Origin of the sequence: Flavobacterium limi, from assembly GCF_010645075.1 — a bacterium.
Taxonomy (GTDB): domain Bacteria; phylum Bacteroidota; class Bacteroidia; order Flavobacteriales; family Flavobacteriaceae; genus Flavobacterium; species Flavobacterium limi.
This window is the reverse complement of record NZ_JAADZV010000007.1, coordinates 222,428-242,536: the sequence shown is the minus strand read 5'-3', so window position 1 is coordinate 242,536 and position 20,109 is coordinate 222,428. Positions and strand designations below refer to the sequence as shown.

The window sequence follows — 20,109 nt, the reverse complement described above, 5'->3', positions numbered from 1 at the left end:
TAGTTGATAGTTCGTAATGGTTTAATTCCAACCAAACTAAGATTTTTTAAATCAATTGATCAATTCCAATCACCTTCACATTATCGCCTTCAAAATCTTTAAAAGAATTGGTGGTAAAGATTTTATCAAAGCAGTTTAAAACTTCAAAACCTTTATTGAAAATTCCGTGGCTTACTGCTAAGTACAATTTGCCGGCGTTTTTCTTTTTTAATTCTTCAGCTAATCCAACAAAAGTTCCTCCTCCGTCGCAAATGTCGTCTACAATTAAACAATCCATTCCCTGCAAATCATCTTCGTACACTTTAAAACCTGATAATCTTCCGGTTTTTACGTCACGGCTTTTACTGCATTCTACAACCTCAATTCCGCCCAAGAATTCAGAAACTTTGTAGATTTTCTTAAGAGCGCCTCCATCGGGAGAAATCAATTTTACATTTTCTCCGATTACTTTTAAAACTTCCTTAATAAAAGTATGATTCGGAATTACTTCGCAATTATTGACTAAAGCGGGTGTAACTTCAGAGTGTGCGTCAAATACGAAAACTTTATTCAGCTGTAATCCGTTGATGATATCAGCATATACTTTTACAGATAAAGATTCTCCTTTAATCATCACACGATCTTGTCTTGCGGCCGGAAAATACGGAATAAACAAATCGATTATTTTAACATCCATTCTGCGTAAAGCATCTACTGTGATACACAATAAACCTAAATCATTGAATGAATTTAAACGGTGTGTGATGGTTACTTTTTCGTTAGTATTAAAATTTGGATCGATTTTGATGTGTGGTTCTCCTCCAGAAAAGGTAAAACTTTGAAAATTGATTTGTTCCTGGTTTAGTATCGGAGTGAATTTTGGGTCGAGATTTAGTATCATAGTGTTGCAGTTTGCGTTAATTATACGCAAATGTAGAATTTAATTTTGAATAAACAATTTATTTTGTGTAAAAATTACGCAAACTTTATTTCGAAGTGAAAACCTTCTTCATGTAAATCATTGTATTTCTTGTGGTTGAATCGGAATAATTTGGCCGGACGACCTGTTTTTACCGGGGAATAATTTTCTGTTTCCTCTACAATTCCGAAGCTCAGGATTTTTTTTCTGAAATTTCGGCGTTCTATTTCCTTTTCTAAAATAGTACAATAAAGGTTTTCCAGCTCTGAGAAAAGAAATTCTTTTGGAAGTAAATCGAAACCAATGGGCTCGTAAGTGAGTTTCGCTTTTAAACGTTCTAACCCCTTTTTTAGAATCTGATTATGATCAAAAGCGAGGGCAGGGATTTCATTAATCTTAAACCATTGTGCATGTTCAGCATCTGTATCAGCCTGGACTTTTAGTTTTGAAGGATCTACCAGAGCATAGTAGGCTATGGAAATTACACGGTTCCTGGGATCACGATTTACGTCATCTCCAAAAGTAAACAGCTGTTCAAAATAATTGACTTCAACATTTGTTTCTTCCTTCAGTTCTCTTTTTACAGCATCCTGAAGTGATTCGTCATTTTTAACCAAACCTCCCGGTAATGCCCAGTACGATTCCTGAGTTCCAAATTTCTGCTGGATTAAAAGAACGTACAACTGACTGTTTTGATAACCAAAGACAATGGCATCTACAGCAACTCTGATATTTTGATTTTCAGTCATAATTAAAATGCGTAAGATTTACACAAATATAAAATTTTATATTTCTTACGCTGAGCTAATTAAAGTTTAACTCAGAAAAAGTTAGCAAAAATCAAATTTAGGTATACGACAAATTTAATGTTCAATAGAATAGTACAACTCATCATTTTTGATGATTTTAAGTCAAGGATTTTATCTTTTAAGTAGATAATGCGATTCTCACTTCATTGGCAATGGTATCAAAAAAGGTTTTCAAATTGTTGTTTTTAGCCGCCAATAAATAAACGTATTCTTCCGGAACGTGAAAGCTGTTCCATACCAATTGTAGTTTGTTTTGCTGAATAAATTTTCTCACATTGCAATTCCACGTTACGGCAACACCGGAATTTTTGGAAAGCATTTCCAGCATTTCATATTCTGACGGAATGATATAATTGGGAACCATTGAAGGTCTCTTTTTATGGAAAGCATACAGCCAGAACAATTTTATGTGTGGAATTCTCGCATCATGCGAATACCATTTTTGTTCGTTCAGCCATTGTTCAGCTTCAGTAAAATTATCTGATTTCAGTTTCTGGCGAAATTCGGTAATATCTAAATTTGTTGGTCCAACTAATACCAATTTAATCTTAGCTACCGTTTCCTGAATGGTATCAAATGTATCGTATTTTTTGGAAACAATTGCAAAGTCCAGTTTTTTAGAATCAACTAAGGAAAAAAGTGTGTCATCATCGGCAAAAGTAAAATCGATTAAATCAAATTTTGCAATTAATGCATTGCCAACACTGCTAAAAAGATGTTTTGAAATGCCCACAGAAATTAATCGGGTTGCATCTTCGGCTTTAGCCCTAAAGGTATTTTCTACATTTTCAAGGCGATCGAGGGCGTCTATTATTAAGTTATTCAGTAACTTAGCGTACTCTGTTGGTTCTACGCCTTTAGACTTTCGAATAAAAAGTTTATTCCCCACATGAGCTTCAAGCATAGAGATTTGCTGACTTACGGCAGGCTGACTCATAAAAAGCTCTTTTGCGGCAATAGAAAAGTTTCCGTTTTTATAGACCGCTTTAAATGTTCTGTACCATTCTAAATTCACCATAGCTATAAATTTACTTATGACAAACATAGTTTATTTTATTTTTACTGATATCACTTTAATCGTAAATTTGTATTAAATTTTAAAATTATGAAGAAAATAGGAGTACTTGCGCTAATCGCATTCTCTGTTGTCGGTATTTCGGCAATGGCTCAAAAATCAAATAAAAAAGGCATGAAAAAAGTATTATTTGTTGTAACCAGCAATGACAAACTGGGCAACACAGGAGAAAAAACCGGATTCTGGTCTGAAGAATTTGCTGCACCTTATTATGAATTGTTAGATCAGGGAGTAGAAATTATCATTGCTTCTCCGTTGGGAGGACAACCGCCAATTGATCCAAAAAGTGCTGATCCGGCATCTGCAACTGAAGACACAAAACGCTTTGATGCAGATAAAGTTTTACAGGAAAAATTAAAAAATACCCATAAACTTTCAACTATCAATCAGAAAGATTACGATGCAGTATTTTATCCGGGCGGTCACGGTCCGCTTTGGGACTTGGTAGAAGATAAAAGTTCGATTGCCCTGATCGAATCTTTTTACACCAATAACAAACCAGTAGCTTTTGTATGCCATGCTCCGGCAGTTTTGAAAAACGTAAAAGTAAAAGGAGAATATTTAGTAAAAGGGAAAAAGGTAACTGGTTTCACTAATGAAGAAGAAGAAGCTGTTGGTTTGACAAAAGTAGTTCCGTTTTTACTGGAAGATGTTTTGTCATCAAACGGAGGAATTTTTTCTAAAGGACCAAACTGGAAGCCTTATGCAGTTGCTGACGGACTTTTGATTACAGGTCAAAATCCGGCTTCATCTAAATTAGTAGCGGGTAAGTTATTACAGGAGTTAAAATAATAAAGCTGCTAAGGTTCTGAGTTGCTAAGCTACTAGGCTTAAACTTTGGAATACAGCTTAAAAAAAATAATAAAGAAACTGAGTTTCTGAGATTCTAAGTTGAAAAAGCTTAGTCAGTTAGAAACTTAGCACCTTAAAAACTTAAAAAGAAAATGCTAAACTTTGAATTATACAATCCGACAAATTTAATTTTCGGAAAAGGACAAATAGAAAAACTTTCTGCTTTAGTTCCAAAAAACGCTAAAATATTATTGGCGTATGGTGGCGGAAGTATTTTTAAAAACGGAATTTACGATCAGGTAATCCAAAATTTGAAAGGTTTTGAAATCGTAGAATTTGGCGGAATCGAACCAAATCCGCATTTTGAAACTTTAATGAAAGCCGTAGAAGTAATAAAAGCTGAAAAAATTGATTTTATTCTGGCTGTTGGCGGTGGATCTGTTATTGATGGGGTAAAATTTATTTCGGCTGCAGTAAATTTTGATGGAAATCCGATTGATATTTTACAAAAACGCTTGTTGATTAAAGAAAATGCAATGCCTTTTGGAACCATTTTGACTTTGCCGGCAACAGGAAGTGAAATGAATTCCGGTTCTGTTGTTACGATTAAATCAACTCAGGAAAAACTGGCTTTTGGCGGTAGTGCGATGTTTCCGAAATTCTCTATCTGTGATCCGACTGTAATTGAATCTTTACCAAAAAGACAAATTCAGAATGGTGTTGTAGATGCCTACACGCACGTAATGGAACAATATCTGACGTATCCGCATGAAGGTTTTTTGCAGGACAGAATTGCTGAGGCAATTCTGCAGACATTAATTGAAATTGGTCCGGGAGTTGTAGAAAATCCAACTGATTATGCTTTGGCTTCGAATTTTATGTGGAGCTGTACGATGGCTTTAAACGGATTAATTCAAAAAGGTGTTCCAAGTGATTGGGCAACTCACATGATTGGTCATGAATTAACCGCTTTATACGGAATTGATCATGCGAGGACGTTGGCAATTATTGGTCCTAGTTTATATAAAGTAATGTTTGAAACCAAAAAGGGAAAATTAGCGCAATATGGAAGAAGAATCTTTAACTTAACAGGTTCAGACGATGAAGTTGCCAAAGAAGCTATAAATAAAACCGTAGAGTTTTTCCACACTATGGGAATGGATACTAAACTTTCGCAATACACAAATGATTACGATAAAACAGCTGATTTTATTGTAAATCGTTTTGATGAAAGAGGCTGGAAAGGATTAGGAGAAAAGCAACTGGTGACTTTAGATAAGGTAAAATCTATTGTGGAGCTTAGTTATTAAAAAAATAAATCCCAAGTTTTAAAATTCCAAATTCCAACAATATGCTAAAATTGGCATTTGTAATTTAAATATTGGAATTTTACAACAAAAAAAGGCGTTCTTAAAATTTTTAGGAACGCCTTTTTAAAATACTAAAACAAAACTAACTAACTCAAGTCTTACTAAATTCATTTAAAAATCTAATTTATAATAGTTTACAACGCAGGGGTTTGTTTTTTTATTGTGTAAAGAAAAAATATTTTTTTATTTTTTTAAGTTTTCTAAAAGCATGGTTTAAAGTGTGTTTTTGAAATTCTTAAATTACATTTTGTGATATTACTGCATTATTAAGTACTTTTGCTTTAAATTATTTGAATAATGAGTGAAAATTTAAAATTTGCAGTAATTGGAGGAGGGAGCTGGGCAACAGCTATTGCAAAAATGTTATGTGTTAATCTTTCTGAAATTTCGTGGTATATGCGAAATGATGCTGCGATAGAACACCTTTTAAAATACAAACATAATCCAAATTATTTAAGTTCAGTTGAGTTTGATACCAATAAACTTAAGTTAACCAACAATATAAATGAAGCAATTGAATATGCAGATTACTTGATTTTTGCTATTCCTTCTGCTTTTTTAAGTGCTGAATTAGAGCAGTTAACCGTTTCTCTGGAAAATAAAATTATCTTTTCGGCTATTAAAGGAATTGTTCCTGAAACAAGCTTAATCGTTGGGGAGCATTTTCACATTCAATACGATATTCCATACTACAATATTGGCGTTATTACAGGGCCTTGTCATGCTGAGGAAGTGGCTTTAGAACGACTTTCATACTTAACGATTGCCTGTGGTGATCCTGAGAAAGCCTGTACGGTTGCAAAATCTTTATCCAGTAATTATATAAAGGCTAAAATTTCAGACGATATCATCGGAACTGAGTATGCGGCAATGTTGAAAAATATTTATGCAATTGCAGCCGGAATTGCTCATGGTTTGGGTTATGGTGATAATTTTCAGTCTGTATTGATGAGTAATGCAATTCGTGAGATGCGTAAATTTATCAAGAAAGTCCACAGAATGAAAAGAAATATTAATGACTCTGCTTATTTAGGAGATTTATTAGTAACAGGATATTCGGTATTTTCAAGAAACAGAATGTTCGGAAACATGATTGGAAAAGGCTACACCGTAAAAAGTGCCATGATGGAAATGAGTATGGTTGCTGAAGGTTATTATGCTACGAAAAGTGCTTATAAATTAAATCAGGGTTATGGAGCAAAAACACCTATTATTGATGCGGTTTATGCTGTATTGTATGATGGTAAAAATGCTAAAACTGTTTTTAAAAAGCTAACAGAATCTTTAGATTAAATTATGTAATCACATAAAAAAAGACCATTTCTAGATCAGAAACGGTCTTTTTTTATAAAGATAATTTTATTACTTAACTTCCTTAATAGCAGCAGCATCAATCCAGCCTTCTGTACCATCTGTTAATTCGATTTTTTTCCAGTTTTCCAGAGCTTCTTTTACATACACTTTAGCTCCTTCATGTAGTAAGAAAATACTTGATCCTGCTTTTTGAGGTTCGCTTCGCACTTCTGTCATTTCGGCAAAAACTATTGCAGGGCGATCATTATTATAGTGGTCTTTTTCAGTTATTCCTGCAGATACACTTAACACTAAAGCAAACAATAAAACAAACATTCCTATAAAATAAATTCTTTTTGAAAGTGTAAGCTGTGAAAAATAATATCCAATAAAACTCATTAAAAAAGCGAATGCAATTCCCACCGAAATCCAGGCCCAGTTATTATAATTGAAAATACCGGTAAAATTCTGAATGAGTTTTGCAAAACCAACCTTTGGAACTTCTTTAATTTCGTCAATGGTTAGTTTTTTGGCAAACTTTAGGTTGTTCAAAGTTTCGGCATCATGTGGTTTTAAAACCAGTGCTTTTTCATAATTATAAATGGAGAGTGCCACTTTATTAAGTTTATAATAACAATTTCCTAAGTTAAAATACAACTCCGCGGAGTGTTGTTTCTCTTCCTTAATGATGCTTTCATAAGTTTGGGCTGCCTGCTGATATTGTCCTTTTTGATATAAGGCATTTCCCTTTTCAAAGCTGCCCTGAGCAAAGAAAACCTGCGAGATTAATAAAAAAAGATATAGTATGTTTTTCATTTTCTATTTGTAATATTTCAACTTTGCGAACTTAATTTAACCAAAAGTGAATCAATTTATTAGCGAACGTTGTGACTAAAAACTAAACAATTTGTTTTTCTAATTCTGATATAATCAAAACAGCTTTGTCATAATCCTGTTGAATAGATGCGCTGGATGCCGGTGCATATCTCGCAAACTCACAGTTCTCGGTCAAATGAATAAAACTCTGAACAGTTTCCGGATTTGCATTTCTTGAAGATAGCAGTTCACGGATATTGTCTTTGCTCATTTCTGAAGTTTCAATATGCAATTTAGCTTTCAGGAAATTGTGCATGGCTTTTTCAAGGGCAATATAAAATGGCTCTTTATTGTTAAGCTGTTTTTTAGCTTCAGACAAATATTTCTTTGCCAGTTTATTGTTCATTTTAATTCGGTTGCCCGTTACATCGCTGTCAATTGCTTCTTTTTTCTTCTTGGCAATTATAATAATCGGTAAAATCACAAAAGGGAATAACAATAAGCCATAATATAAATCAGACCCATAAAAATCATCTTTTGCAGTTGAAATTAAAACAGTTTTTGGTTTGATATATTTAAATTGCTCTGATTTTGTAATCACATTTTTCGATGTATTGGATGCGGCTGTTTCAGCCTGGACTGGTCCGTCTAAAACATCAATCATGATTTCAGGGGAAGTTATGGTTTTATAGCTTCCGGAATTCAAATCGAAATAAGAGAATTCCATTGGTTTGATAGCATACTTTCCTTTAAATTGAGGTATGATGGTATACTTGTCCGAAATTTTTCCTGACATTCCCACGAGTGATGTACTTACTTTTTCATCATGAACAGGATCATACATTTCTAATGCATTTGGCACTACAGGTTTTGGCAATGTAAACAATTTCATGTTTCCCGTACCGGCTGCACTAACAATCAAATCAAGGCTTTCTCCGCTTTTTAAGGTTGTTTTTGAAGGAGTTACTTTAAAATCAAATTTACCAACAGCTCCTGTAAATCCAATAGGCTTATTTGCTTCAGGAAGCGCTCTTACATTAATGGTCTTGGCACCTGCTGAAACGGTTTTGTTTCCGTCATCAAAAACGATCTGACCAAACATATTACGGCCTCTTGGTACCTGAATACCTATGTCTAAAGAAAGTGGTTCAATAGTAAGGTTGCCTGATTTTTGAGGGTATAAAATCGTTTTTTTAAGAACAACAAAGTAACAATGTTCCCCTTTATACATTCCTTCTTCAATCTGCAGTTGTTTAATATCAATGTTCTGGTTCCAGAAGTCTTTGTATTTCGGTTTTGCAAGCTCTTTAAATCCTGTTACATTAATGCCATAAAAATACAATTTGTAAACAACCGTAATAGGCTGATTTATATAAGGGTTTGTTTTGGAAATTTCTGCAACCAGATTCAGAATCTCATTTCCGCCTCCCTGATGCTGGTGCTGTTGCTGCGAATTAGGATCTCTTTCCTGAGCTACGGCATTAGTAACGGTTATTTTGACAGGAGATGTTTTATAAACCTGTCCATTGTATTCAATTGAAGCCTGTTTTATGGTGAAAGTCCCTTTTTGTATAGGCAGCAAATAGTAGGAATATATTTTTTGAAATGAGCTTCGTCCGTTAACCCATGACTGACTTATTTGCTGACTTGGTCCGGCTACAATTCTGAAACCGTCAAAAGAAGGCTGTTCAAAATTATCCCCATCAACATTCATCATAAAGTCAATACGAAGTCTTTCGTTAACTCCAAGTGTGTTCTTGCTTACTCTGGCTTCAAACTGAACCTGAGCCATAAGTCCCTGAAAAGTGAATAGTAATAGAATTAAATATCTTTTCATTACTTGTTTAGTAGTTGTTTTGATTAACTGTTTAATCTTTTTATATGGCGAATTGAACCCATAAACGATAAACTTATTTTACCAGTCTTTTTCTGTTTTTCTAGGATTTCCTTTTATTTTTTTGGCGTTTACTTTATCCTGGATTTTCTTTTCTTCATTATTAACGGCATTTAATAAATTCTGAACGCGATCTTTTGAAATGCCTCCGGGCATAGGTTTTGGCTCTCCCTTATTGTTAGATTGATCATCTTTTTTTGGGTCGTTTTTACCATCTTTTTTGTTTTTGTCCTTATCGCCCTTGTCGTCTTTCTTTTGATCGTCCTTACCGTCTTTTTTATCTTTATTATCTCCGTCTTTTTTCTGATCGTCTTTTTTGTCGTTCTTTTTATCCTTATTGTCTTTTTTATCGTTTTTAGGAGGGTTTTCTTTTAATTTCTGTTTAGCCAAAGCATAATTATAACGTGATTCATCATCTGTAGGATCATTACGTAAAGCATTTTTATAAGCTTCAACAGCCTGAGTATAATCTTTCTCTTTCATAAAAACGTTACCTAAATTATGAAAAGCTTTATGTTTTTCAGGTCTGGTTTTGGCGTTTTTGATAGCTTTTGCATAAGCATATTTCGCTTCTGATACCTGATTTTGTTTGTAAATGGTATTTCCTAAATTATAAGAAGCTGTAGCCTTATTAGGGAATTTTGATTGAGAAATCCTGTAATTTGCCTCTGCATCAACAAATTTATTCTGTTTATATTCTTCATTGGCCTTTGGCAATGTTTGATCTTTTTCCTGGGCAGTAACTGCCAAAGAAAAGGTTAGTAAAATATAAAGAAGTAAATTTTTCATTCTGTATTTTATTTTTTTGCTCCGGATTTATCAGAACAATTATTTCTTTTCGTTAAATAAGTTCAACTCGTTTATCCAGTTTGTTTTTCTTTCCAACAGAAAGATATCCAGGAATAACAGTATGAAGGCAAATCCTAAAAACCATTGAAATTGAGACTGAAATTCGGCCATTTGCGTAGCTTCAAACTCAGTTTTCTGAATATTATTCAAAGCATTTTTTACATATTCCAGCACTTCTTTAGTACTTCCGCCATAAACATATCCGCCTTTGGTTGCTTTTGCAATTGCTTTTAAACCTTCCTGATTTAGTTTTGTAATAACTGTTTCTCCGTTATTATCCTGCTGATAGCTTCTGACTACGCCATTCTCTTTCAATGGAATCGTGGCTCCTTTTTCTGTTCCAATACCAATGGTAATGATTTTCATTCCAATTTTATTGGCTTCTTCAGCAGCAATTTCAGCCCCTTCTGAATGATCTTCACCGTCAGAAATTAGTATTAACAGTTTGCTGGTTTTACTTTTCTCATCAAAATAAGTTGATGATAATTTGATGGCTTCGTCAAGTGAAGTTCCCTGAGAGGATACCATACCAGGATTCATGCCTTGCAGAAACATTTTGGCTACACTGTAATCTGTTGTAATAGGTAAAACCGGAAATGCGCTTCCGGCATAGGCTACAATTCCAATTCTGTCACTTCCTAAATTATTGATGATTTGAGAAACCAATTGTTTACTTTTTTCTAAACGGCTCGGTGCCACATCTTCGGCAAGCATACTTTTTGAAACGTCAACGGCAAAAACAATATCAATTCCTTCACGTTTAACAGTTTCCATTTTAGTCCCAATTTTTGGATTAACCAAACCTATAACCAAACAGGCTAATGCTAAAAGAAACAGGACTAATTTTAAAACAGGTTTAAAAACAGAACGTTCGGGGCTTAATTTTTTTACCATTTCCAAATCACCAAATTCACGCTGTTTTTTTCTTTTCCAATACAGATTAAAAAGAAAAACGCATACCACAATCGGGATGAGAAATAATAGATATAAATATTTTTTTTCGTCTAATTCCATAAATTTTTTAAAATTCCAATCTCAATAATTGTTTGAGATAAATTCCAAATTCCAAATTTTGCTTTACTAAATTAATTCTCAAATTTTAAATTCATAATTCCAAGTTGGGATTTGGAATTTAAAATTTGAAATTTTTTGATTTGAAAAATTAAATAAAGCTTCTGTAAACTGTATTTCTTAAACCAATTTCTAATAACAATAAAATCCCTGCTAACAATACAAAAAACCTGTATTTTTCATCGTAATCATAAAATTTTAACTCCTGAATTTCAGTAGTTTCTAATTTGTTAATCGAATTGTATATTTCGGCCAGTTTATCATTACTGGTCGCTCTAAAATAAGTCCCATCGGTTTTTCTGGCGATACTTCTCAGTAACTGTTCGTCAATTTCTACTTTTTGCATTTTGAACAAAAATCCGCCATTTGGGGCATATGCATAAGGGAATTCAGCCATTCCGTTAGTTCCGATAGCAATTGTATATACTTTTATTCCATATTGTTTTGCAATGTCTGAAGCTGTTTCAGGTTCAATAAAACCGGCATTGTTTACACCGTCAGTAAGCAAAATAATAACCCTGCTTTTGGCTTTACTGTCCTTAAGCCGGTTTACAGCAGTTGCCAGACCCATTCCGATTCCCGTACCATCCTGTAATACATTGTCGTATTTGATTTCTTTAATAGCTTCTAAAATGATGGCTTTATCACTGGTAACAGGTGTTTTAGTGTAAGCTTCAGAAGCATATAAAACCAATCCGATTCTGTCATTTGGTCTTTCGTTAACGAAATCAGCCGCCACTCTTTTTAAAGCTTCCATACGGTTTGGCTTTAAATCTTTTGCCAGCATACTTCCTGAAACGTCAATTGCCATTACGATATCGATTCCTTTTGTTGTTTTAGTCTCATTGCTGATGTCAACTGTTCTTGGCCTTGCCAGAGCAACAATCAGGGAACACAAAGCGACAATCCTGAAAACATATAAAAGAGGTTTTAATTTTGTTAATAGTGATTCGCTATTTTTAAAACCCTGAGTTGAACTCATTTTTAAGGTAGCGGATTGCTGATTGCGTTTCCAGAAAAACCATCCTATTGTAATCGGGATTAATAAAAACAGCCAAAAAAATTCCGGATTTAAAAAAGTTATTTTTTCCATTAGTTGCTTGCTCTTTTAAGTTCAACAGAATTTAGAATTCTATCCGAAATATCATTAGCATAGGTGTCGCCTTCTTCATGGAATATAGCGATTTGCTGTAATCCGCCATCTTGTTTAAACATCAGGACTTCATAGTAAATTTTAGTACTCGATTTCAGGGTCTCGTTAATGAGAGTGAAAGTCCCATAACCTTTTATACCTGTAATTCCTTCTTTGGTTTCAAAATCTTCCTGTTTAACAATCATATTTCTGGCTCCCTGAGTTTCGACAATTTTTAAATTACCTTCAAGGGCTTTTGATAAATCAATATCTGTAGGGTTTTTAAATTTCGCAGTAGAAACTGTAATATAAAAGTTGTCCAGTAAACTTCCATAACCAAAAAGCTGCATTTCTTTAATAAGTGCCATTGCTTCTTTTGGGAGTACTTTTTCAGTATCAAGTCGTTTTAAAACTTTTGGTGTTTCAATTAAAATACCAGGATTACCATACTCGCTTTTTACCCATTCTCCTTCCAGCAATTCTTTAGTTGGATGTCCGATTACATTGTCTTTTACAAACTTGAATCCTTTGGTGACAATAAAATAAGTGGTAGTAGCTGTAAGTAAAAAAACTACTGTTGCCACAGTAATTGTGATGCGTTTGTTTCTTTTTTTCTTTAACTGAAGTTTGATTTGTTTCTGTTTTTGCGCTTCATTTAATAACTGATCTGCTTCTTCAGCAGGAGCTTCTGTCGGTATAGCATTATCCAGCGTTAAAATTGCTTTCTGAATCTTATTTCTGTCTTCAGTAATTTCAAACTCTAATGGTTTTGATTTTGCAAATTTAACTAAATCGGCCTGCCTTAAAACACGTTCCAGATTTTCGACAGTTTCAGGAGTCAGGCTCATTTTCTTTTTGGCAGAAGCTGTTTTAAGCCCCTGAATCAATTCAGAAGTGGTACTTTCCATAGCCGGTATCTGAATTGCTTCTTCAATGTAATTTCGGGCAATATCTGTCAACTCGCTATAATACTCTTTTATTTCACCTTTTTGCCAAAGCTCTTTTTTCTCTAATACGTTTAACAGGCTGGTTGCTTTTTCGATTGGTGTTTTGTAAACTTCCTCTTCAATTTTTTTCTTTTGATGTTTTTTCATGTACCAATAAACGAAAACACCAATTGCAATAATTAAAATTACAATCAAAACATAAATCCACCAGTTTCCAATACCACTTTCAACCGTTGAAATATCTTTAATGTCATACATTTTTTGCTGTAAAGTATCCAGTTTAACATTGACTACTTCAACAGAAACGGGATCGCTTAAATGAGGTTTTTTATCAATCAGAATCTTGACAGGCGAAATAACGTATCTTCCGGAATCAAATTGTGTTAAACCATATTTTTTGACAAGCTCATAAGTGCCGTCTTTTTTAACGGTATCAATTGGGTACGATTGAATGACTTCTAATGGTCCAATATTTTTTAAGGCAGGAAATACAACTTTAGATTTTGAACTTACTATCGTTTTAAGTGTTAGCTTAAACTCGGCGCCAATTTTATTTTTTGTAGTGTCAATACTGGTTTCAATCTGCTTGTTTTGTGCAAAAACAGCTGAAGAAAGTAAAAATAGAAATATGTAAAATTTTAATTTCATTTGATTTTTGATTTCAGATTTTAGTCTAAAATGAATGCTTAACGGATTTAGCTTAAGCGATTTTTTTATGATTATTCTTCAAATTAATCTAATATTCTAACAATCTAAGATGTCTGATAATCTAATTATCTCGATTTAAAATAACCCAGTAATTTGGTTACATAGCTTTCGTCTACTCTTGTATGTACAACACCGGAACCTGATTTACTAAAAGTTTCCTTGAAATAATTCAATCGTTCCTGATAATGTTTTTCGTAATTAAGTCTAACTTTTTTCGAACCCGTATCTACCAGCTGAATTTTGCCGGTTTCAGCATCAAGCATCGAAACCATTCCTAAATTCGGGATTTTTTCTTCACGCATATCATATACACGAACGCCGGTAATGTCATGTTTTTTAGAAGCAATTTTTAATGTATGTTCATAATTATCAGACATGAAATCTGAAATCATAAAAACAATTGCTTTCTTTTTCTGTGTTCCGGATAAAAATTTCAAAGCTTCGCCGATATCTGTCTTCTGGCTTTTTGGTTCAAATTCGATTAATTCACGAATAATTCTTAAAACGTGTGAACGGCCTTTTTTTGGCGGAATGTATAATTCTACATTATCGGAGAACAATATTAAGCCAATCTTGTCGTTATTTTGTGTAGCCGAGAAAGCCATTGTAGCTGCAATTTCGGTTACGATGTCTTTTTTAAACTGACTTTTGGATCCAAAACCTTCTGAACCTGAAATATCGACCATTAAAACCATGGTCAGTTCGCGTTCTTCTTCAAAAACTTTTACGTGGGCTTCATTATAGCGTGCGGTTACATTCCAGTCGATGTTACGAATATCATCGCCATATTGGTATTGGCGTACCTCGCTAAACGTCATCCCGCGCCCTTTAAATGAAGAATGGTACTCTCCCGAAAAGATATGATTGCTCAGCCTTTTGGTTTTAATCTCTATTTTCCGTACTTTTTTTAAAAGCTCTTTTGTATCCATTTTTTTAGTGATTAGTGAATAGTAGTTAGTGAATAGTAAAAAAGCGGTAAGCTAATTACTAATCACTCTGTACTAATTACTATTATGGTACTTCAATCTCGTTTACGATTTTGTTGATAATGTCTACAGAAGTAATGTTTTCAGCTTCAGCTTCGTACGTAATCCCAACTCTGTGGCGCAGAACATCATGTACAACTGCACGAACGTCTTCCGGGATCACATATCCACGACGTTTGATGAAGGCGTAACATTTTGCCGCATTTGCTAAATTGATACTTCCACGTGGTGATGCTCCAAAACTGATAAGTGGTTTTAGGTCCGCAAGTTTGTATTTCTCCGGATAACGGGTAGCAAAGATGATATCTAAGATGTATTTTTCGATTTTTTCGTCCATGTAAACTTCGCGAACAGCTTCCTGTGCACGCAAAATCTGATCTACAGAAACTACCGGATTTACTTTTTCGTAACTTCCTTTTAGGTTTTGGCGAATTACAAAACGCTCTTCGTCAATTTTTGGATAATCAATTACAGTTTTCAACATGAAACGGTCAACTTGCGCTTCAGGTAATTGATATGTTCCTTCCTGCTCAACAGGGTTTTGTGTCGCTAATACTAAAAACGGACGATCCAATTTGAAAGTCGTATCGCCAATTGTAACTTGTTTTTCCTGCATCGCTTCCAAAAGTGCAGACTGTACTTTTGCAGGAGCACGGTTAATCTCATCGGCAAGTACGAAGTTGGCAAAAATAGGTCCTTTTTTAATAGAGAATTCGTTTGCTTTAATGTTATAAATCATTGTTCCGATAACATCGGCAGGCAATAAATCCGGTGTAAACTGGATACGGCTGAAAGAACCCTGAACCGCCTGGGATAAAGTATTAATCGCTAAGGTTTTTGCTAAACCGGGAACGCCTTCCAGCAAAATGTGCCCTTGTCCCAAAAGCCCGATTAATAAACGCTCGACCATGTGTTTCTGGCCCACAATAACTTTGTTCATTTCCATTGTAAGAAGGTCTATAAAAGCACTTTCTCTCTCAATTTTTTCATTTATCGCTCTAATGTCTAAAGTCGTTGTATTTTCTTCCATATAAATATTTTTAAAAACCTTTTAAAACTCTTGATTTTTATCCCTGATTTTTGAGAGTGCAAATTGAATATTTTTTGAGAAGTAAGATGTTAAAAAATGGTTAAAACTTCGACCAAAGCCCTAATTTTAAGGACGAATTGTGAATCTATTTTTATATTTTTAAGAACTTTGATGATTATGTTATAAATAAGCATCATTATTACTAAAACAACACAACAAAACCATGAGCAAAACTTTATTATCGCCTGTAATTTCAGGTATTAGGAATTGGGGTGCTTCGGATAAAAATCTCACACCGAAAGAAATGGAAAGCATGATACAACTCTGTATCGAAAACAAAATTACTACTTTTGACCACGCCGATATATATGGAGATTATACTACCGAAGCAGATTTTGGAAAGGCACTTCAAAACAGTAAAATTTCTAGGGAAAAGCTGCAATTAATTACCAAATGCGGCATCCAGTTGGTAACTGAAAACAGGAAAAACAAAATCAGACATTATGAACTTTCTAAGGAGTATATTATCTGGTCTGCAGAAGAATCACTAAAAAAATTAAGAACAGATTATATTGATGTTTTTCTGCTGCAAAGACCAAGTCCGTTAATGCAGGCGGATGAAATTGCGGAAGCAGTTGAAAAACTAAAATCTGAAGGTAAAATTATTGATTTCGGCGTTGGGAATTTCAGTAATTCTCAAGTTGAATTAATACGCCATAAAACAGAAGTCAGTTATCATTCTGTGCAATTCTCGGCTACAAATTTTGAACCAATGACAAACGGAATTTTTGATTATGCGCAAATAAACGGAATCCGACCATTGGCATGGAATCCGCTTGGAACCGTTTTTAGGGAAGATACAAAACAAACCCGCCGCCTTAAAAAATTACTTTCAACTTTAGTGGAAAAATATCATTTAGGCTCAGATACACTTTTATTAGCATGGATTTTAAAACATCCGGCAAAAATAATTCCGGTTGCAGGAACTGTAAATGTTGCCAGAATCCAATCGTTGATGAAGGCAGTGGAACTGGAAATGGATAAGGAAGACTGGTTTGCTATTTGGGCAGAAAGCAGGGGGGAAGAATTGCTTTAAAAAAAGTAATTTACAATCATAAGAAATTTTAAATCCGCTTTAAGCGAAAAGATATTTGCCACAGATTATCAGGTTTTTAATTTGTAAAATATTCGTAATCTGTGGCTCAAAAAATTAATCAGAATGAAAAAAACAATTTTAATCACGGGTGCAACAAGTGGTATTGGGAAGGCAACTGCACAAATATTTGCCCGTAACCATTATAAAGTGATTATTTGCGGAAGAAGAAAGGAGAGGCTGACCGAACTGGAAAAAGAACTCTCAGAATATACCGAAGTGCATTCTTTAGCTTTTGATGTGAGGGATAAAAATGCTGTTTTTGAAAGCATAAATTCTTTACCGGAATATTTTTCACAAATTGACGTTTTAATTAATAATGCCGGAAATGCGCATGGATTAGATCCAATTCAGAATGGTGATGTCGAAGACTGGGATGCGATGATTGATATCAATGTAAAAGGGCTTTTGTATGTTTCGAAAGCTATTATTCCACAAATGGTTGAAAGAGAATCAGGACATATTATCAATATTGGTTCGACAGCAGGAAAAGAGGTTTATCCTAACGGGAATGTGTATTGCGGATCAAAACATGCTGTGGATGCCATCACACAGGGAATGCGAATTGATTTGAACCCTCACAAAATAAAAATAAGCGGAATTCATCCCGGTTTGGTGGAAACAGAATTTAGCGAAGTGCGTTTTAAAGGAGATACTGAAAGAGCTTCAAATGTTTACAAAGGTTTCGATCCTTTAAAAGCGGAAGATATAGCCGATATTATTCACTTTGTGGTTTCAAGACCTTATCATGTTAATATCGCTGATTTAATCGTGATGAGTACAGCGCAGGCATCTTCGACAATAGTTAAAAGAGATTAATTATTTTTATTTCTATTTTTTATTTTTTTTGAATATGGCAAATTATAGTTCTTTCGAAGAAATGGTGATTTATCAATTAGCAAGAGAACAGAGCAATCAAGTTTGGAGTTTAATTTTGAATACTTCTGTGGGACAGGATTATAAATTGAGAGAACAAATTAACGGATCTTCTGGTTCTGTAATGGATAATATTGCTGAAGGTTTTGGCCGCGGAGGAAATAAAGAATTTATAACTTTTTTAAGTTATTCCAGAGGTTCTTGTTGTGAAACTAAAGCTCAATTGCAAAGATGTTTTGATAGAAAGCATATTGATGAAAAAGTTTTTTTAGAATTAAATTCAAAAGCTCAATGTATAATTGACCAAATTTCGAAGTTTATAAATTATTTAAAAGCTTCAGATAAAAAAGGTTCGAAATATGACTGAGTCAAAGGAATAGAAAATAAAATAAAAAATAATCAATATCAATTATGATCAATAAACGCCTTTTAATAAAAAACCTGCTTGCTCATAATGATGAGAGCAGTTTTTATGATAAAAAAAGGCAGCTGAATTTGCATTCACGCGAAGGTAAAGGAAAGTTTTTAAAGCATATTTGTGCCTTGTCAAATTCAAACCCAACCAATAATTCTTATATTGTTGTTGGTGTTGAAGATCATGATAACGAAATTGTGGGTGACGATTTTTTTGATGACAGCAGGATTCAGAATCTGGTTAATGCTTTTTTAGAAAACCCGCCTAAGATTCAGTACGAAAATGTACCTTTTCCAAATCTTCCAAAAGACAAAGTAATAGGATTAGTAACCATTAAACCCAAAAGTCAGGTTTCGTTTTTCAAGAAAGGAATTCACACTATTCCTACCAATAGTATTTTTGTCAGGCGCGGAAGTAATTCGATACCTGTTGAAGGTGAAATCGAAAAGAATTATCAAAACACCGAAACTGTTATCGGGATTGAAAACAGTTCCCGAAACAGTATTCAATACACACTTGACGGCGTATTCGATTTTATGAATTTTAGGCATAAAGATATGTCGCCCAAATATCGTGTTTTTAAAGAATTGTTTGTGATTTGCTGGGCCGGAGTGCCAAAAAAATCCAGAGACAAAACTTTTCTTTCGCGTGTAGATATTGAACTGATAAATGAACAGATTAAGCTGTTTTATTCTGCTCAGGATGTGGTTACGATTGTTTTTGATGATGATACTTTTACTATAACTGAATATGTTCCTCTGGGATTGAATGATAAAACAAGTTATTATCCTTTAGAAAAACAAACCATACATTTTTTTGATAATGGTTATTATAAAATTGACCGTCAAATGCTTTTTCAACCTCCCGAATTCAACAAGCGAATGCTGTTTCATATTTATAATTCGAATATTGCATTGCTTCAAAAACTGCAAAATGGTTTTTCTTTGTCAGAGCGTGAATCTAAAGATTTGGAAAACCTGCCTTCTACTTTTATGATTTGTTACCTGAACGGTTTTGACGAAGCTAAACAAAAACTGATTGATGCTAAATTGCTTTTAAAGCCGTTTGGGCAAGTCTATTTATCATTTAAGGAGGCACTGCGGGTATTGCGTAAAATGAAATATGATATTCAATAATTCTGTAAAAGATGTGCAATTCTGTTACTAAATAATTCTTAGTCATTTAAATTTCAAATACTTATTTATTTGTTCATACGGAAACAAAATCTCTTTTGGGCCATCGGCATAAGAGGCAGCTTCATAAGAGTTGTAATATAGAAGCAGGCCTTCAGTAGTGTAAAATATATTCTGTGGTAGTTGAAATTTGTCATTTTCAAACATTAAACCGGTTGAATTGATATTGGCATTGTCCGAAATTTTATATTTTTTTCGAAATTCTTTTTCTGCAAAAGCTTTAAATTCTTTTTCGTTTTTAAATATTTCATCACAAAAAATGGTTTTTCCTGTCTCAGGATTGAATAGCAGTGAACGAAAACCCTGATAGCCATGAGCCCCGCCTGTAAATGTATAATGATCCAGTTTTATGTTTACTATCTGATCTGATTGATATTCGATATTTCCTTTCACTTTAGCCTCCCAGGCAAATGTTTCACCTGGAAATTTTTTATGCATTTCTTCGTAAGAAGCGATAAAAGAATCGACCAGGCTGTTGTAATCTTTAGCATCTGATGGTTTCTCTCCGAAATAAACAATTTCTTTTAAAACACCTAATATCTTTTTGTTGATACTGTCAGCTGCAACAGGAATATTTTTTGCAACTGGTACCTCGATTGTAATTTTTGGACAATCTTTTTTGCATGGTATTTTAGATTCCTTTTCAAAAACTTCGTTTTCAAAAGTTAATGTTTTAGTGCATCCGGTTAGTGATATAAGCACCATGACAAGAAGAGAATAATGTTTCATCTTAAAAAGTGTTAATTATACTTAAAGGTAAGGACTTGTATCTGGATTTGAATAAATTTAAAAGTAAATTTGT

General features: G+C 33.8%; 19 protein-coding genes. 7 read left to right on the top strand and 12 right to left on the bottom strand.

Annotated features, from left to right (window positions below):
* Positions 1 to 46: 46 nt before the first annotated feature.
* The 3 genes from prs to GXM16_RS15705 form a co-directional block, all read right to left on the bottom strand.
* The gene (prs, locus tag GXM16_RS15715; protein WP_163395431.1) at positions 47 to 880 is read right to left on the bottom strand and encodes a ribose-phosphate diphosphokinase; all 834 of its coding nucleotides are present in this window, start codon (positions 878 to 880) and stop codon (positions 47 to 49) included.
* Positions 881 to 954: 74 nt separating this feature from the next.
* Positions 955 to 1,647: an NUDIX hydrolase gene (locus GXM16_RS15710; protein WP_163395430.1), complete on the bottom strand. Its 693-nt coding sequence runs from the start codon at positions 1,645 to 1,647 to the stop codon at positions 955 to 957.
* Positions 1,648 to 1,825: 178 nt separating this feature from the next.
* Entirely contained in the window at positions 1,826 to 2,752 is a 927-nt protein-coding gene (locus GXM16_RS15705; protein ID WP_229684363.1) for a LysR family transcriptional regulator, read from the bottom strand.
* A gap of 60 nt (positions 2,753 to 2,812) precedes the next feature.
* Between GXM16_RS15705 and GXM16_RS15700 the strand changes: the two genes are divergently transcribed.
* The 3 genes from GXM16_RS15700 (at position 2,813) to GXM16_RS15690 (ending at position 6,237) form a co-directional block, all read left to right on the top strand.
* Positions 2,813 to 3,574, top strand: coding sequence for a type 1 glutamine amidotransferase domain-containing protein (locus GXM16_RS15700; protein ID WP_163395429.1), 762 nt, complete (start codon positions 2,813 to 2,815; stop codon positions 3,572 to 3,574).
* A 152-nt stretch (positions 3,575 to 3,726) separates the two neighbouring features.
* Positions 3,727 to 4,884 carry an iron-containing alcohol dehydrogenase gene (locus GXM16_RS15695; protein ID WP_163395428.1) on the top strand — a complete coding sequence of 386 codons (1,158 nt, stop codon included), beginning with the start codon at positions 3,727 to 3,729 and terminating at the stop codon, positions 4,882 to 4,884.
* A 357-nt stretch (positions 4,885 to 5,241) separates the two neighbouring features.
* Entirely contained in the window at positions 5,242 to 6,237 is a 996-nt protein-coding gene (locus GXM16_RS15690) for an NAD(P)H-dependent glycerol-3-phosphate dehydrogenase (RefSeq protein WP_163395427.1), read from the top strand.
* A gap of 69 nt (positions 6,238 to 6,306) precedes the next feature.
* Here GXM16_RS15690 and GXM16_RS15685 read toward each other — a convergent pair whose 3' ends face one another.
* The 8 genes from GXM16_RS15685 to GXM16_RS15650 form a co-directional block, all read right to left on the bottom strand.
* Entirely contained in the window at positions 6,307 to 7,053 is a 747-nt protein-coding gene (locus tag GXM16_RS15685; protein ID WP_163395426.1) for a tetratricopeptide repeat protein, read from the bottom strand.
* 82 nt (positions 7,054 to 7,135) lie between these two features.
* Complete coding sequence (locus GXM16_RS15680; protein ID WP_163395425.1) at positions 7,136 to 8,890, bottom strand: BatD family protein; 1,755 nt, start codon at positions 8,888 to 8,890, stop codon at positions 7,136 to 7,138.
* A 78-nt stretch (positions 8,891 to 8,968) separates the two neighbouring features.
* Positions 8,969 to 9,736 carry a tetratricopeptide repeat protein gene (locus tag GXM16_RS15675; RefSeq protein ID WP_163395424.1) on the bottom strand — a complete coding sequence of 256 codons (768 nt, stop codon included), beginning with the start codon at positions 9,734 to 9,736 and terminating at the stop codon, positions 8,969 to 8,971.
* 39 nt (positions 9,737 to 9,775) lie between these two features.
* A complete protein-coding gene (locus tag GXM16_RS15670) occupies positions 9,776 to 10,810 on the bottom strand; it encodes a VWA domain-containing protein (RefSeq protein WP_163395423.1) in 1,035 nt (344 codons plus the stop codon).
* Positions 10,811 to 10,958: 148 nt separating this feature from the next.
* The gene (locus GXM16_RS15665; RefSeq protein WP_163395422.1) at positions 10,959 to 11,960 is read right to left on the bottom strand and encodes a vWA domain-containing protein; all 1,002 of its coding nucleotides are present in this window, start codon (positions 11,958 to 11,960) and stop codon (positions 10,959 to 10,961) included.
* Positions 11,960 to 13,594: a hypothetical protein gene (locus tag GXM16_RS15660; protein ID WP_163395421.1), complete on the bottom strand. Its 1,635-nt coding sequence runs from the start codon at positions 13,592 to 13,594 to the stop codon at positions 11,960 to 11,962. Before GXM16_RS15660 ends, GXM16_RS15665 begins: the two co-directional genes overlap by 1 nt.
* 125 nt (positions 13,595 to 13,719) lie before the next feature.
* Positions 13,720 to 14,583, bottom strand: coding sequence for a DUF58 domain-containing protein (locus GXM16_RS15655; RefSeq protein WP_163395420.1), 864 nt, complete (start codon positions 14,581 to 14,583; stop codon positions 13,720 to 13,722).
* 82 nt (positions 14,584 to 14,665) lie between these two features.
* On the bottom strand, positions 14,666 to 15,670 hold the full coding sequence (locus GXM16_RS15650) for an AAA family ATPase (RefSeq protein ID WP_142451507.1): 1,005 nt from the start codon (positions 15,668 to 15,670) through the stop codon (positions 14,666 to 14,668).
* 223 nt (positions 15,671 to 15,893) lie between these two features.
* Between GXM16_RS15650 and GXM16_RS15645 the strand changes: the two genes are divergently transcribed.
* From GXM16_RS15645 to GXM16_RS15630, 4 genes are all read left to right on the top strand, one after another.
* Positions 15,894 to 16,766 carry an aldo/keto reductase gene (locus GXM16_RS15645; RefSeq protein WP_163395419.1) on the top strand — a complete coding sequence of 291 codons (873 nt, stop codon included), beginning with the start codon at positions 15,894 to 15,896 and terminating at the stop codon, positions 16,764 to 16,766.
* A gap of 123 nt (positions 16,767 to 16,889) precedes the next feature.
* Positions 16,890 to 17,642: an SDR family NAD(P)-dependent oxidoreductase gene (locus GXM16_RS15640; RefSeq protein WP_163395418.1), complete on the top strand. Its 753-nt coding sequence runs from the start codon at positions 16,890 to 16,892 to the stop codon at positions 17,640 to 17,642.
* 34 nt (positions 17,643 to 17,676) lie between these two features.
* Complete coding sequence (locus tag GXM16_RS15635) at positions 17,677 to 18,066, top strand: four helix bundle protein (RefSeq protein WP_163395417.1); 390 nt, start codon at positions 17,677 to 17,679, stop codon at positions 18,064 to 18,066.
* A 44-nt stretch (positions 18,067 to 18,110) separates the two neighbouring features.
* Positions 18,111 to 19,250 carry an ATP-binding protein gene (locus GXM16_RS15630; protein ID WP_163395416.1) on the top strand — a complete coding sequence of 380 codons (1,140 nt, stop codon included), beginning with the start codon at positions 18,111 to 18,113 and terminating at the stop codon, positions 19,248 to 19,250.
* Positions 19,251 to 19,292: 42 nt separating this feature from the next.
* Here GXM16_RS15630 and GXM16_RS15625 read toward each other — a convergent pair whose 3' ends face one another.
* Complete coding sequence (locus tag GXM16_RS15625) at positions 19,293 to 20,036, bottom strand: DUF3298 and DUF4163 domain-containing protein (protein ID WP_163395415.1); 744 nt, start codon at positions 20,034 to 20,036, stop codon at positions 19,293 to 19,295.
* Positions 20,037 to 20,109 lie beyond the last annotated feature (73 nt).

Bases quoted from the DNA above. Each gene is read 5' to 3' on its own strand.
- prs (WP_163395431.1), bottom strand. From the start codon at position 880: ATGATACTAAATCTCGACCCAAAATTCACTCCGATACTAAACCAGGAA.
- GXM16_RS15710 (WP_163395430.1), bottom strand. From the start codon at position 1,647: ATGACTGAAAATCAAAATATCAGAGTTGCTGTAGATGCCATTGTCTTT.
- GXM16_RS15705 (WP_229684363.1), bottom strand. From the start codon at position 2,752: ATGTTTGTCATAAGTAAATTTATAGCTATGGTGAATTTAGAATGGTAC.
- GXM16_RS15700 (WP_163395429.1), top strand. From the start codon at position 2,813: ATGAAGAAAATAGGAGTACTTGCGCTAATCGCATTCTCTGTTGTCGGT.
- GXM16_RS15695 (WP_163395428.1), top strand. From the start codon at position 3,727: ATGCTAAACTTTGAATTATACAATCCGACAAATTTAATTTTCGGAAAA.
- GXM16_RS15690 (WP_163395427.1), top strand. From the start codon at position 5,242: ATGAGTGAAAATTTAAAATTTGCAGTAATTGGAGGAGGGAGCTGGGCA.
- GXM16_RS15685 (WP_163395426.1), bottom strand. From the start codon at position 7,053: ATGAAAAACATACTATATCTTTTTTTATTAATCTCGCAGGTTTTCTTT.
- GXM16_RS15680 (WP_163395425.1), bottom strand. From the start codon at position 8,890: ATGAAAAGATATTTAATTCTATTACTATTCACTTTTCAGGGACTTATG.
- GXM16_RS15675 (WP_163395424.1), bottom strand. From the start codon at position 9,736: ATGAAAAATTTACTTCTTTATATTTTACTAACCTTTTCTTTGGCAGTT.
- GXM16_RS15670 (WP_163395423.1), bottom strand. From the start codon at position 10,810: ATGGAATTAGACGAAAAAAAATATTTATATCTATTATTTCTCATCCCG.
- GXM16_RS15665 (WP_163395422.1), bottom strand. From the start codon at position 11,960: ATGGAAAAAATAACTTTTTTAAATCCGGAATTTTTTTGGCTGTTTTTA.
- GXM16_RS15660 (WP_163395421.1), bottom strand. From the start codon at position 13,594: ATGAAATTAAAATTTTACATATTTCTATTTTTACTTTCTTCAGCTGTT.
- GXM16_RS15655 (WP_163395420.1), bottom strand. From the start codon at position 14,583: ATGGATACAAAAGAGCTTTTAAAAAAAGTACGGAAAATAGAGATTAAA.
- GXM16_RS15650 (WP_142451507.1), bottom strand. From the start codon at position 15,670: ATGGAAGAAAATACAACGACTTTAGACATTAGAGCGATAAATGAAAAA.
- GXM16_RS15645 (WP_163395419.1), top strand. From the start codon at position 15,894: ATGAGCAAAACTTTATTATCGCCTGTAATTTCAGGTATTAGGAATTGG.
- GXM16_RS15640 (WP_163395418.1), top strand. From the start codon at position 16,890: ATGAAAAAAACAATTTTAATCACGGGTGCAACAAGTGGTATTGGGAAG.
- GXM16_RS15635 (WP_163395417.1), top strand. From the start codon at position 17,677: ATGGCAAATTATAGTTCTTTCGAAGAAATGGTGATTTATCAATTAGCA.
- GXM16_RS15630 (WP_163395416.1), top strand. From the start codon at position 18,111: ATGATCAATAAACGCCTTTTAATAAAAAACCTGCTTGCTCATAATGAT.
- GXM16_RS15625 (WP_163395415.1), bottom strand. From the start codon at position 20,036: ATGAAACATTATTCTCTTCTTGTCATGGTGCTTATATCACTAACCGGA.